This is a genomic window from Varibaculum vaginae (assembly GCF_900604285.1).
GTDB lineage: Bacteria > Actinomycetota > Actinomycetes > Actinomycetales > Actinomycetaceae > Varibaculum > Varibaculum vaginae.
This window is the reverse complement of the sequence record NZ_UWNY01000002.1, coordinates 420792-433611: the sequence shown is the minus strand read 5'-3', so window position 1 is coordinate 433611 and position 12820 is coordinate 420792. Positions and strand designations below refer to the sequence as shown.

The 12820-nt window shown below is 50.5% G+C and carries 12 protein-coding genes and 4 tRNA genes; 9 read left to right on the top strand and 7 right to left on the bottom strand.

Annotated elements, in window-relative coordinates; all coding sequences use genetic code 11:
* Positions 1 to 99: 99 nt before the first annotated feature.
* Positions 100 to 1035 (top strand): aldo/keto reductase, encoded by a 936-nt coding sequence (locus EFB02_RS07710; protein ID WP_122820995.1) that lies wholly within the window; start codon positions 100 to 102, stop codon positions 1033 to 1035.
* 19 nt (positions 1036 to 1054) lie between these two features.
* Here EFB02_RS07710 and EFB02_RS08730 read toward each other — a convergent pair whose 3' ends face one another.
* From EFB02_RS08730 to EFB02_RS07695, 4 genes are all read right to left on the bottom strand, one after another.
* Positions 1055 to 1468, bottom strand: coding sequence for a DNA primase (locus EFB02_RS08730; protein WP_160115398.1), 414 nt, complete (start codon positions 1466 to 1468; stop codon positions 1055 to 1057).
* 38 nt (positions 1469 to 1506) lie between these two features.
* On the bottom strand, positions 1507 to 2601 hold the full coding sequence (locus tag EFB02_RS07705; protein WP_122820994.1) for an FAD-dependent oxidoreductase: 1095 nt from the start codon (positions 2599 to 2601) through the stop codon (positions 1507 to 1509).
* 178 nt (positions 2602 to 2779) lie between these two features.
* Positions 2780 to 3292: a pyrophosphohydrolase domain-containing protein gene (locus tag EFB02_RS07700; RefSeq protein ID WP_234992784.1), complete on the bottom strand. Its 513-nt coding sequence runs from the start codon at positions 3290 to 3292 to the stop codon at positions 2780 to 2782.
* A 15-nt stretch (positions 3293 to 3307) separates the two neighbouring features.
* A complete protein-coding gene (locus EFB02_RS07695; RefSeq protein WP_122820992.1) occupies positions 3308 to 4006 on the bottom strand; it encodes an HAD family hydrolase in 699 nt (232 codons plus the stop codon).
* Between the two features lie 175 nt (positions 4007 to 4181).
* Between EFB02_RS07695 and EFB02_RS07690 the strand changes: the two genes are divergently transcribed.
* The 7 genes from EFB02_RS07690 (at position 4182) to EFB02_RS07655 (ending at position 11331) form a co-directional block, all read left to right on the top strand.
* A tRNA-Leu gene (locus EFB02_RS07690) sits at positions 4182 to 4272 on the top strand.
* 422 nt (positions 4273 to 4694) lie between these two features.
* Positions 4695 to 7265, top strand: a complete 2571-nt coding sequence (locus tag EFB02_RS07680; RefSeq protein ID WP_122820990.1) for a DMSO/selenate family reductase complex A subunit — start codon at positions 4695 to 4697, stop codon at positions 7263 to 7265.
* A 39-nt stretch (positions 7266 to 7304) separates the two neighbouring features.
* Positions 7305 to 7655: a twin-arginine translocase TatA/TatE family subunit gene (locus tag EFB02_RS07675; protein WP_122820989.1), complete on the top strand. Its 351-nt coding sequence runs from the start codon at positions 7305 to 7307 to the stop codon at positions 7653 to 7655.
* 193 nt (positions 7656 to 7848) lie between these two features.
* On the top strand, positions 7849 to 8535 hold the full coding sequence (locus tag EFB02_RS07670; protein ID WP_122820988.1) for a DMSO/selenate family reductase complex B subunit: 687 nt from the start codon (positions 7849 to 7851) through the stop codon (positions 8533 to 8535).
* A gap of 40 nt (positions 8536 to 8575) precedes the next feature.
* Positions 8576 to 9589: a dimethyl sulfoxide reductase anchor subunit family protein gene (locus EFB02_RS07665; protein WP_122820987.1), complete on the top strand. Its 1014-nt coding sequence runs from the start codon at positions 8576 to 8578 to the stop codon at positions 9587 to 9589.
* 10 nt (positions 9590 to 9599) lie between these two features.
* On the top strand, positions 9600 to 10343 hold the full coding sequence (locus EFB02_RS07660) for a TorD/DmsD family molecular chaperone (protein ID WP_122820986.1): 744 nt from the start codon (positions 9600 to 9602) through the stop codon (positions 10341 to 10343).
* 4 nt (positions 10344 to 10347) lie between these two features.
* A complete protein-coding gene (locus EFB02_RS07655) occupies positions 10348 to 11331 on the top strand; it encodes a hypothetical protein (protein ID WP_122820985.1) in 984 nt (327 codons plus the stop codon).
* Positions 11332 to 11381: 50 nt separating this feature from the next.
* Here EFB02_RS07655 and EFB02_RS07650 read toward each other — a convergent pair.
* The 3 genes from EFB02_RS07650 to EFB02_RS07640 form a co-directional block, all read right to left on the bottom strand.
* A tRNA-Val gene (locus EFB02_RS07650) sits at positions 11382 to 11455 on the bottom strand.
* A 1-nt stretch (position 11456) separates the two neighbouring features.
* Positions 11457 to 11527 (bottom strand) — tRNA-Cys (locus tag EFB02_RS07645).
* Positions 11528 to 11568: 41 nt separating this feature from the next.
* Positions 11569 to 11641, bottom strand: a tRNA-Gly gene (locus EFB02_RS07640).
* Between the two features lie 228 nt (positions 11642 to 11869).
* Between EFB02_RS07640 and EFB02_RS07635 the strand changes: the two genes are divergently transcribed.
* On the top strand, positions 11870 to 12775 hold the full coding sequence (locus tag EFB02_RS07635; RefSeq protein ID WP_234992783.1) for an SPFH domain-containing protein: 906 nt from the start codon (positions 11870 to 11872) through the stop codon (positions 12773 to 12775).
* The last annotated feature ends 45 nt before the right edge of the window (positions 12776 to 12820 follow it).

The window sequence follows — 12820 nt, the reverse complement described above, 5'->3', positions numbered from 1 at the left end:
ACTTCAATCAAGACTGCATCCCCGGCTACTTCGCGTCTATTTTCTTTTCTTACGCCGTGCCTGAAAACTTCTGCCCTCCTTGCCCCTTAACCTGGAAATATGGAACAAAGAAGATTAGGGCGCACCGGACTTTTAGTATCTTGCCTCGGGTTAGGCACTCTCACCTGGGGGCGAGATACTGACCTGGAACAGGCCAGTGAACAACTAAGGATGTTCCTAGATGCTGGGGGAAATCTGCTTGATACTGCTTCCACCTACGGAGAAGGAGAAGCTGAAAAGTTAATCGGCACCCTGATAGATGGGGATTTTTCCCGTGACGAACTGGTAATTTGTTCTAAAGCGGGGGTGCGCGCGGGAGATCCTCCCTCAGTCGACGCTTCCCGATCGAATCTCTTACGGGGTCTGGATGAAACTTTAGAACGGCTAGGAACCGCCTATATTGATCTTTGGTATGTACACCATTACGACCCGTTTGTACGGGTAGAAGAAACTTTAACTGCCCTAGAGATGGCGCTGCGCTCGGGGCGAGCCCGCTACGTGGGGGTATCGAACTATCCAGCATGGGCAATGGCAGAACTAGCGGTAATGCTGGGGCAAGATCACTACGAAGTAGCGGCAGTACAAGGTGAATACTCACTACTAAACCGCCAAGTTGAAGCAGAGGTTCTATCAGCATGCGAACATTTTGACTCTAGCTTTATCGCTTGGTCTCCCCTGGGGCGTGGGGTTTTGACCGGCAAATATCAAACCAACATTCCCCCCGATTCCCGGGCAGCATCTCAACATTTACAGGGTTTCGTTTCCCCTTATCTTTCTTCCGAATATCAGCCAATTATCGAGGCGGTACTAGCCGGGGCAGAAGGTCTAGAGTGGGAGCCCCTAAAACTGGCACTAGCCTGGGTTAAGGATGCCCCCGGAGTTACCAGTGCCCTAACTGGGGCACGCACTGCCGGGCAATTCGCCGCGGTATTAAAAGCCGCGGATGCTCATGTACCCCATCAGATTCGAGTAGCGTTAGACGAGGTCAGCGCCTAGGGAAACCTTAGCCGTCTTCTTACTCTTCCTCGTCCTCGTCGTCCTCGTCAAAGTCGTATTCCTCGTCATAAAGAACTTCTTCAGCGCCGTCTAGTTCCTCGTCGTGGTCTTCGTCATCATCGTCGAAGTCATACTCGTCATCTTCGTCGAAATCCTCGTAGTCGGCAGATTCCCCTGTTTCTAAAACCTGGTCAACATGGTCGAAAAGAGTATCGGAATCGATATCATCGTCATCGAAAATATCAAGGGGAAGATCGCATCCTAACTGGGAATATAAAGCTTCATCATAGGCAGAGAAAGCCGACTCCAGCTTTTCACCCGCCAGAGCTACCTGGGGATCAGATGCAGGATCTTCAGCGGAACGCGCAGCCTCCAAGTGAGCTTGTAATGCCACCAAAAACTTATCGAAGGTCGCTTGCAAACGATCAGCCACGATACACTACCCCCTTGAACTTAGAACAACCTGGATACTTAGGGCAGGTGAAGCTGACCGCGAATCATGGTCACCATCAGGTCAGTGCCCTTGATTTCGGCGGTTTCTTCCGGTCCGACGATCCGCGTCGTACCGTCGGGGTCAACTAGCTGCGAGGCACCACCATCAGGGCCTAACGGCAAAATGACCCACTCCTTGCCCGGAGCATAGGTTGTCGAAGGAACCCGTCCGGATAGTTGATCGCGGATATTCGCAATCACCACCCGGGCGTGGGCGCGGGCAGCATCTGCTCGCTTGGATTCCGGCACATCGGTAATATCACCAACTGCGTAGACATTCTCCATGTCTTTCACCCGCAGATGTTCATCTACCATGACTGTGCCATTTGCATGCATTACCTGGGAATATGACCCGTGTAGATATCCGGAAGAAGTCTGGGCTCCATAGCACAGGAACCACATATCAGCTTCGATAGGTGCGCCTGCCAGGGTTTCTACCCGGAAGGTAGAGAGCATCCCGACATCGGTAGGAGGCATATAGGCTAGGGGGGCGCCCAGTACCAGTTCAATACCGCGTTCTTCGAGCTGTTTAGTTATGTTTTCACGCAAAGAATCCAGGTATCCATGAGTGCCCAGAATATATGGCTCTTTGTCGACCATGATGATTTTAAGATCGGGGTAAGTGGAGGTAAGTTCACCCGCAAATTCTACGCCAACAGTACCGGCGCCAACCAGCATTACTCGTTTCGCCCGCGCCAGATTATCGCGAGTTTGATCTAAGCGAGCTTTAGCAACCGAAGCCTGAGAAACCATGTGCTTCGCCGGGAAGGGGTAGGTGGTTCCCGTTGCCAACACTAAGAAATCTGCCTCGATAGGGTCATGTCCAGCAACATAGACCGTACGGCCATCTACACGCATACAAGTCCCATGAACAACCTGGCCACGTTCCAGCAACCTGCTGTAAGGCATAAACACGGTATGACCCCACACGGAATCGACCGCCGCCCTCAGCGCCGCAGCATGATGCACGAACTGGTCTTTTTGCTCGACCAGCGTAACGTCTGCGACGTCATCCAGGCCACCCGCCACGGTTATGCCCCCATAACCGCCGCCAATGACTACTACTTTAGCCACGCTACCTCCCCTTTTATCTGTTGTTGGTAACACCAAAACAGATGCGAGCTAAATCAGACCGGAACCTGCCGCCGGCTACCCGAAGGGTAACTAACAGAAAGATTACCAACCTAAAGATCGTTTCTTCGGTTTTACTCTATCTTACGCTATCAAAAACAATAACGCTTGCGTAACCATCCTACTCAGGCACACGGGTTTTCAATGCTTTTTTAATGTTAGGCGGAAAGAAATTTTCTCCTTTGAGAACTTTCCCATCCGCGCGGTAAATCGGTTTGCCCTCAGAATCCAGCTTCGACAGATTTGAGGCCTGTACTTCCCGTAATACTGCCGGCAGTGAAATCCCGCACTCCAGAGCCATTCCATAGATTACATAGACCAGATCTGCGAGCGCATCTGCGGTTTCGATCGTGTCGCGAGTGCCATCATCAGGCAAAGACGAAATGGCCTCTTCGAGGAGGCGACGCGCCTCTGAACCGTAAACCGCACCGGTAAGTTCACTAACTTCTTCGTAAATTAGACGCATCCGCATATGAACTCGTTCGCGGTTCACCTGCGCTTGATCATGTTGAATCGGCAGGCCATACACCTGGTGGAATTGGCGCACTAAATCTTCCGGACGGTGCGGGTCTGGAATCTGCACATTAAGCTCCCCCTTGCCCAGCGACTGCTCCCCTGCATCCTCGTGAATCAAAATTTTCCCTTTCTTTTATTTGTTTGCCAACAAAAGCTCTGCTAACTCTGTTATCGAAGAAACCCAGGGTGCCCCCGGGAATTCGTCTCGGCTACCCGCGCCCCAAGAAACCCCAATGACTTCGATACCGATATTTTTAGCCGCCCAATAGTCATCTTCCCGGTCACCCACCATGACTGCTCGTCCTAGCGAGCATTTCTTTCCCAACTGATCCAAGGCGTGACGAACCACCCCCTCTTTCCCGCGGCGAGTACGCGGGTTAGCAATATCACGAGGATTCTCGGCGCTGGTTCCGATTTTCTCTTGAGTTCCGGCAATGTAATCCAAGTAGGTATTTATCCCCGTTCCTTGCGCAATTTCGCGCACCAGTTCCTCCAGTTTCGAGGAGGCAACCGCAACTTTTATCCCCCTAGCATGCAGTTCTTGCAGTAATTCTTCAATGCCCGCAAACAGCGGCACCTGGGTCATGCGCGGCCGGTAAAAGCGTCGATAAACTGCTACCGCATCATCCAAGTCTGTTTCCGGTAAATCCAGATATTTTTTGAATCCGATTCGCAGCGGTGGCCCTACAAACCTTTTAAGCTGCTGCGGAGTTTGCGGATCCAAATGATAATGGGAGATAACTTCCCGCACTCCCTGTGTAATGAGGGGAACAGAATCGGTCAGGGTGCCATCCATGTCGAAAATCACGGTCTGAAAATAATGATTCCCCATCGATTTATTTATCTCCCCTTCAGCTGCTGTAAGTTTCTTTTTCTGGAGGATGTGCACCCCGGTTCTATTGTAGGCAGCTTTGGCGCGAACTAAATTTTGGCAGGTGCATCACCTCGCTTTTTCGCCCCGCTTTTCTGCAGGCTCGAAGATGTGCTAATCTCACTGGTGTCCTCGAGCGCGGGTGGCGGAATCGGTAGACGCGCTAGCTTGAGGTGCTAGTGGCCAACTTAACGGCCGTGAGGGTTCAAGTCCCTTCCCGCGCACCACAGATTTCTATTTTGCTCACATTTACCTTGTTTCGCTTGCGACGTGGACTTTACTACTATTTTCAGATTCTCCTGCAGGCTCAAGTCTTTCCTGAAAATCGCAACCTGCTTCCTCTGCCGAGTTCCCCTGAAGGGAAATCCAGATCTTTCAATGTTGAAAATTTGTTTTCCTCAAACCGGATTGGGATTGCTCAAGAAAAAGCTAAGTCTCCCCTTGCATAAATACCTAAATATTCCGCTGTTTGCTATCGCTCCACACACAGTTCAAAATGGAATAAACGGAATAACTACACCATTTACTCCTTTTTTTCGGAAAAATAATCAAGCAATAAAATCTTCGCATTCTCTTCAGGTTTTCCTCCTACAATTAGTGAAGATTCGCCGCTGTGGGCGGATGAGTTCTATTCGGCAAGGAGTAAATTATGCGAGCGGTGCAACCGGCGAACACCCGTCCTTCTCGACGCACATTCCTAAAATGGTCCGCGATAGCTGGTAGCACAGCCGGCTTAGTCGCCTGTTCTACCCCCTCGCCCTACTCCCCCGACAAGAATGGGAAGCTGGTACCCAACGGCACCGGACGCACAGATGTGGATAAAACTGTCTGGTCAGCTTGTACCGTTAACTGCGGATCACGTTGCCCGGTACGCCTTCAGGTAAAAGATGGCCGAGTGGTTAGAGTATTACCTGATAACACCGGTAACGACGAGCTAGGCAACCAACAGGTGCGAGCCTGCCCACGGGGTCGCTCTATCCGCCACCGGATATACAATCCTGATCGCTTAAAAAAGCCTATGAAGCGCAAACCCGGAACCAAACGCGGGGATGGCCAATGGGTGGAGATTTCCTGGGATCAAGCCCTAGATGAAATTGCCGCAAAAATGAAGACGCTAAAAGCCAAGTATGGAAACGAATGTTTCTATATCCAATATGGTACCGGGGTACTCGGCTCGTCTATGGCTTGTTCCTGGCCGCCTGAAGCCAGCCCCATGGCACGGATGCTTTCTCTCTATGGTGGCTATTTGGATCACTATTCTGACTATTCCACCACCAACATCACTCAGGCTTACCCTTACTTCTACGGTGACTGGGTCGCTGGGAACTCCTTTGACGATGCAGCGAACTCTAAACTACAGGTGATGTTCGGGAACAACCCCTTGGAAACACGAATGTCTGGTGGCGGGCAAACTTTTGTCACGCAAGCTACCAAACGTAAATCCGGAGTGAAAACCATCGTTATTGATCCCCGCTACTCTGAAACTTCGGTAGCACTCGGTGACGAGTGGGTGGCACTTCGTCCCGGCACTGATGCGGCTCTCATCGCGGGAATGATTTACGTGATGGTAGCAGAAAACTTGCACGACCAGGATTTCCTTGACAAATATTGTATCGGCTTCGACGAAGAGCATATGCCCGCGGGTGCCCCCGCAAACGCCTCCTATCTTGCTTATTTACAAGGTAAAGGCGAAGATAAAACCGTTAAGAACCCCGAGTGGGCAGCCAGAGTCACCGGCGTTCCCGCCGACGAGATCCGTCGCCTCGCCCGGGAAATTGCCTTGGCCAAACCCTGCACCATCACCCAAGGGTGGGGACCACAGCGGCATGCTAATGGAGAAAGCATTGCCCGGGCGGTTTTCTTGTTGGCTTGCGTAACCGGAAATATCGGACTTAAGGGTGGTGGTACCGGAGGACGTGAAGGCGGGCAGGCTCTTCCGATTACTCGAACTTTTAACACGGAAATAGCAAATCCTTCCGAAAAAATTATTTCTGTTTTCAGCTGGCTAGATGCGATTGACCACGGCCCCAAGATGGATACTTTCAACGCCGGCGTGGGAGTCAAACCCAAACCCGGAGTGCGCGCCCTAAAAGTTCCGGTAGATGACGATGGAAATCCGACCAACACCAAGCTAGAAGTTCCGATTAAAGCGGTTTTTGCCTATGGTTCGAACTCCGTAGTCAACCAGACCGGAGACAACAATAAGTCGGTAGAAATCCTACAAGATGACAGCAAGTGCGAGCTCATTGTTACCTGCGATATTATGCATACCGTTAGTGCGCGCTACTCAGATTATCTGTTACCTGGCACTTCCACTTCAGAAGAATCCGACTACCACAGCGGGGAAAATGCCACTCCCATGGCCTATGGCATTGTCTCCGAACAAGCCATCAAACCACTGTACGAATGCAAATCTATTTTCGATATTTGTACCGAGCTAGCCGATCGCCTCGGGGTAAAAGACAAGTTCACCGGGGGTAAGACCCGGGAAGAATGGCTGAAAGAAATCGTGGAGACCGGCCGCAAGGAAGACCCGACTTTACCCACATACGAAGAATGGAAGAAAGTGGGGATTGTCCGCCGCAACCTGGGATCAGATATTCCTTTGGAGGATTTCCGTAAAGACCCGCAGGCTAATCCGCTAAAGACCCCCAGCGGCAAGATTGAAATTTATTCCCAACGCTTAGAAAATATGGCGAAGAAGTGGACCTTCGGAGATTTCCGTCCCCGCCTAGATGGTGATGAGATTTGCCCAATTCCTGCCCACTTAGCTACTTGGGAAGGAGCCGAGGATGCCGCCAAGAACAAGAAGTATCCACTGCAGGTGATTGGACATCATTTCAAGGCACGGACTCACTCCAGCTACGGGAATGTGGATTGGTTGAAGGAAGCACATATTCAAACTGTATGGATTAACCCCAAAGATGCGGAGGAACGCGGGATTAAAAACGATGATTTGGTGTTTGTCTATAACGAGCGGGGTACTTTGCGGCTACCTGCGAAGGTAACTACCAGGATTGTTCCGGGAACCATCTCGGTACCGCAAGGCGCTTGGTATGACCCCAAACCCGCTTCGGAGGTTACTCCCCCCGCGGGAGCAAATCCAAAGAAACCGGTGGACGTAGCCGGATCGGTTAATACTTTGAGCTCGCTACACCCGACTCCTATTGCCAAGGGTATGGGGGTTCATACGATTTTGGCACAGGTAGTTAAGGCCTAATCCAAGTAGGGTCTAGTTGGATATCCGAGGTTAGCAACAATGTTTGGGATTAGTGGTAGCGAGTTCTTAGTGCTGGCGGTGATTGCCGCCCTAGTACTAGGCCCGAGAAACGTGGCTCAAGGGCTGACGGCTCTTCGTAAAGTCCTCATTAGTTTTCGCGGCTGGTCGGCCAAATTGCGACAAGAGACCTCCGGGGAATTCGCGGGTCTTACCCCCGAAGATTTAGAAAATCTAAAGATGCTTCGCAGCCTTAATCTCGCTAGATACAGCCCTAAGCAAATGATTCGGGAAACTATCCAGGAAGAAATCGAGGCCTGGGCACAATCAGCTACGGAATCGGGGGAGGTGCTAAAAAATGCCGGCTCCTTAAATACGGTAAATGAAAATTAAAGCTACCGAAATTAATAATAAAAAGTGGGAAAATTCTAGTTGATTTTCTAGGAAATAAAGCAATAATAACTACCTTAAAAAATCAAGAAAAATCCTGCTTTTTAACTGTAAGAATATTCAGATTTATATGTTTTTAAAGGGTGGCAAGTGGGGCTGCCCGGCTTATTTCAACAGTCTTTGCAAGGAGGACGCAATGGCCGACGATGCGATTCCTACTCCCGGCAGGAATAACACTTTAACCGAGCCTTTAACCCAAAAGGGAGCTAAATACGGGTTCGTATTTAACCAAAACCTGTGCAATGGTTGCAAGGCCTGCCAAATCGCTTGTAAAGATAAGCATGATTTACCGGTGGGAATGTCCTGGCGGCGGGTTATCGAATATACCGGTGGTTCCTGGAGAGTAAATGAAACAGATGGAACTTTCCACCATAATGTTTTCAGTTACTACACTTCTATTGCCTGCAACCACTGTGAAGATCCCATCTGTGTTCAAGTGTGTCCCACTACCGCCATGACCCAGCGCGAAGATGGAACTGTCTATGTTGATCAATCTAAATGCGTGGGTTGCCGCTATTGCCAGTGGGCTTGCCCCTACGGTGCTCCTCAATTGGATGCCCGCAGCGGACATATGTCGAAATGCGATTTGTGCTACGACTATCGAACCCAAGGACAAAACCCGGCATGCGTAGATGCTTGCCCCACACGCGCCCTCGGTTGGGGGCCAATACAAGCTCTACGGGAAGAGTTCGGTCAGGAAGCCGGAATCGCTCCTCTCCCCGATCCTTCGATCACTCATCCACATCTGGTAATCAGACCTCACCGTGATGCCCAAGAATGGGATAAGGGCTCCGGTATCATCCAAAGTCCCAAAGAGATATAAACAGCGAATACCGTAATCACCAGCTAGGTTAAGGAGCATCATGCATATCGGCGAACTGCCCATGATTATCTTTACTACTGTCGCGCAAATGTCAGTAGGGGCATTTTGGATCTTAGGAATCATCCAACTGATTGGACGGCGTGCGGGGATAGATAAATCCGCTATTGACAGCCTGACCAATGCGGGAATGTACGCGGCAGGTCCTCTGCTGCTTCTCGGGTTTTTTGCAGCGTTTTTCCACCTCAATGATCCTTTCCACGCCCCCTTCACCCTGTTACATTTGGGATCATCTTGGCTTTCCCGCGAACTAATATCCGGAGTGCTGTACGCGCTATTCGGTCTGATTTTTGCGCTAACCCAATGGTTTAATCGTTTTAGCCGTACGGTTCGCGATATATTCGCAGCCCTGACCGCGCTAGCTGGTCTGTCACTGGTAATTTCCATGTGCGGAGTTTATTTCTTCGCTATGACGGTACCAGCCTGGCACACCTGGTTCGTATGGGTTTCCTTCTTCGCTTCTGCATTCTTTACCGGTTCCTTGGCTGTTGCCTTAGCACTGTTAACTACTTGGAGAATGAAACTGCGCGGAGCCAGTGAGAATCAAAACAATCCCCAGAATGTCGGACAAAAACTAATTGCAACTGTGCGCCGAGGGTTATTTCCCGCCGGGAAACTACCGGAGGGCTTAATAGATCTAACCAAACGGTCAATGCGAATTACTACCGGAATTGCAGCTGCTGCCGGGCTAATTATTCTAGTTTCCTACGCTTTCTTTATGACTAGACTTGGTCTGGGAAGCCCGGTTGAGCACCAGGTTGCCCAAAATATGATGGCACACGGGTACCTGATAATCAGGCTGGTTTTGCTGGTAATCACTATTTTATTGATCGCATTGGTGTTGCGAAACTACATTTCGCATGCCGCCTATCCGCATCGTTTCTTAGTCATTACCCTGTGGGTAACTTTCTGCTTAGCGGTGGTTACTGAACTAATCGGACGCGGTCTGCACTACGAGGGGCTGGTGCGTGCCGGGATCAACACACTTTTGGGGTAAAAATTAACCTATGGAGCTCAAACTACTAGATTCTTTTGCTGCTGCTTTTTGTGTTCTGGGAGCTCTGCATCTAGACCCTCCAAGCAGTCCGGTAGTCAAAGATTTCCTTTCGTTGTCTTCCCAATGGCCGCTGCCGTTGACTCCCCAGGGTGAGGCAGCACTAAAGGAACTGCGTTCTTCGTTTCCCAATGATCCTTCTGAAGAGGAAATTTACGCGCTATGGGCGGATCAAAACCGTCTTTATGGAATTACCGGTAGTGCTCAGCTTTCCCCCTTTGAATCTGTACAACGCGGCGATGACGGCCTAGTTTTCGATCAAGAGACCATCGAAGTTCGCCGCTACTATGGGGCGATGGGCTTGCAGGCTCCCTGCCTGGGAAGCGAACCTGATGACCATATCGGCTTGGAAATGGACTTTTTAAGTAAATGTTTACTGAAAGCCGCCGATGATTTTGCGGCCGGAAATAAAGCGCAGGCAGAACAAACCCTGGGCGTTGCACGCCAGTTTAGCGGCGAACATCTTTTAAGCTGGGGGTCTGCTTTCTTCGCCGAGGGTGCAAAACTGGCGAAAACCCCTTGGCTGCGCGGGATATGTATTCTATCCGGGCAGACTCTCTCTCAATGGCAGCAGGCACTCTTAGATGCCGGCTATCAACTGGTTATCGCTCCCCGCCAGCGCCAATCCAGTCAAGAGGATGCCTCTGGTGCTATCCCCCTAGAACTTACCCGCCGCCCCGCTAACAACAGAACCTAGAACTTTGATTCCTCGTAGCTTTCCCGCTTTATTGCGCTGGATCAGCGCCCAAGACCCCATTAAAACCCTAGTTATTAGCTGTGAAGCTCTCCCGGCAGTAGCGGTGGGGAAAAAGGACGCCTGTCTTTATTGGCAGGGATGCCTAGGGCAAACTTTTCACGCCGACCTGGCCGCTCAACTATTAGCTAGCGATATTGAAACCTTGCAAATTATTGGCTGTACCCAATGTGAGCAGGCCTTAGAAGAAAAACTTGTAGTGGCGAGAACACGCCTTGGGAAGCTATTGGATAACTACCTTCCCCCTAAAAAAGCGGCGCGTCACCCGCGCGAGGTCTCCTTGGAGGCAGTCCCTCTCCCCCGACGTTTACTACTACCTATTTCTTCACATGCTCCCCTAGATTTGTCCGGTTCTCACGCAGGACGCACTTTCCAGGCCTACCACCTTTTGGCCACACAACAACGGATCGAGAATCGCGTTGATATCTGTGCTAAATCCTCCCCGACTATCCAGGCGGAAAAATCTAGCTCTATAACAGAGGACAATACTAAATCTGAAAGCGATAGCCTGGGAGATGAATTCTTACCGAAGTGGGAACGGATAGATATTATTCATTTTCTCCGTTGCCCGGATTGTAACTTTCAGGTGCACCAGTGTCCGAACAATCAAGGTATAGATCTCAATGCTGCAGGCAATAACTGGCAGCATTTGTGTCCTGCTTGTCGCCTGGCGGTGCGCTACTGCCCTGAGCACAGCGAGGCAGAAATAGCTAGCCAGGCCTCCTTAGAAATTTTTACTACCCTAAAAAGCCGGCAGAGTTCGGAAGAAACACACGAATGTCTTCGCTGTAAAAACCCGCATCTGGCGAGTGAGGGCGAGCTTTGTGCACTGTGCAGCTATGAGGAACAAAACCCGTTTTCTGCAGCAATGCCGCAAGCAGTACTAAAGACGCTACCTGCCGAATTGCAAGAAAAATTACGCGGGGTTTAGCACCTAGCATCGGGAAAATAAATCAGCCGCTCCGAAGGGAGCGGCCAGAGTGGGCGATACTGGACTCGAACCAGCGACCTCTTCCGTGTCAAGGAAACGCGCTAACCAGCTGCGCCAATCGCCCGAGGTGGGTACGGGATTCGAACCCGTGTACACGGCTTTGCAGGCCGCTGCCTAACCACTCGACCAACCCACCATAATCAAAGAGCGTCGCGCTTGGCGACGCCCTCTAAATCGAGCGGATGACGAGACTCGAACTCGCGACCCTCACCTTGGCAAGGTGATGCTCTACCAACTGAGCTACATCCGCGTTGCGTATGAAAGTATATCCGGAAAGATGTAGGTTTTACCAAACTCTGCTTGCGTGGGTCTGCTCACAGCTGACCCCAGCTGGCAACTTACGACATAAATCTCCTAGTAAAAGGGGGATACGGACCAAAAGGACTCGACGGTAAACTCTTCGCAGCGCGCAATGCATACAGGATTGATATTCTCTGATTGTCTACTAAAGCAGGAATATCTCTAGGAGGAGTTAACGGTGACCGAGATTTTAGGCAGTAGCATGCTCATACTTTTACTTTTGCTAGTAGTTATTGGCTACGTGTTGTTCTCCGCTATTTTTATCGTAAAACAGCAAACAGAAGCTATTATTGAACGTTTCGGGAAATATCGTCGCGTATGTACGCCCGGACTAAATTTTAAGATTCCAGTTATTGACCGGATTGCGAAGATTGTGGAGCGCCGGATTCAGCAATTGGATCTGGTGGTAGAAACCAAAACCAAGGATAATGTGTTCGTAGCGATTCCAGTTTCGGTACAGTTCCAGGTACAAGACTCCGCGGCCTCCTTCTATTCCCTAGCTAACCCTGCCCAACAGATCACCTCCTACGTATTCGACCGAGTACGCTCCTCCCTTTCCCAGTTGAACCTGGATGAAGCTTTCTCTTCCAAAGACACTATTGCGCAAGAGATTGAGGTTTCCTTGGGGGAACAAATGGCGCGCTATGGCTTCAGAATCGTGAACTCACTGGTTACCGACATTAATCCAGATAAGCGGGTACGGGATTCTATGAACTCTATTAATGCTGCCCAACGGGAACGCGAAGCTGCTATCCAATTGGCGGAAGCCGATAAAATCAAGCTGGTCAAACAAGCGGAAGCAGATGCCGAATCCAAACGCTTACAAGGTGAAGGTATCGCGTTACAGCGCCGCGCCATTGTAGAAGGACTAGTAGAGCAATACGAATCCTTACGGGATGCGGGAATTGGCGACCAGGCACAACAGATTCTGCTGATGACCCAATATTTTGACACTTTGGCTGAGGTAGCTAAATCATCCGATACCCAAACCTTAATGCTGCCCGCTAATCCGACCGGAGTAACCAACACTATGGAGGAAATCCGCACCTCCCTAGTTGCCGGTCTCAAGGCTGCCGGACAATAAAACTGACTTATACCGGCTCTCGGAGTACGCTGGAAATAGACTCTG

Bases quoted from the DNA above. Each gene is read 5' to 3' on its own strand.
- EFB02_RS07710 (WP_122820995.1), top strand. From the start codon at position 100: ATGGAACAAAGAAGATTAGGGCGCACCGGACTTTTAGTATCTTGCCTC.
- EFB02_RS07695 (WP_122820992.1), bottom strand. From the start codon at position 4,006: ATGGGGAATCATTATTTTCAGACCGTGATTTTCGACATGGATGGCACC.
- EFB02_RS07680 (WP_122820990.1), top strand. From the start codon at position 4,695: ATGCGAGCGGTGCAACCGGCGAACACCCGTCCTTCTCGACGCACATTC.
- EFB02_RS07675 (WP_122820989.1), top strand. From the start codon at position 7,305: ATGTTTGGGATTAGTGGTAGCGAGTTCTTAGTGCTGGCGGTGATTGCC.
- EFB02_RS07670 (WP_122820988.1), top strand. From the start codon at position 7,849: ATGGCCGACGATGCGATTCCTACTCCCGGCAGGAATAACACTTTAACC.
- EFB02_RS07665 (WP_122820987.1), top strand. From the start codon at position 8,576: ATGCATATCGGCGAACTGCCCATGATTATCTTTACTACTGTCGCGCAA.
- EFB02_RS07660 (WP_122820986.1), top strand. From the start codon at position 9,600: ATGGAGCTCAAACTACTAGATTCTTTTGCTGCTGCTTTTTGTGTTCTG.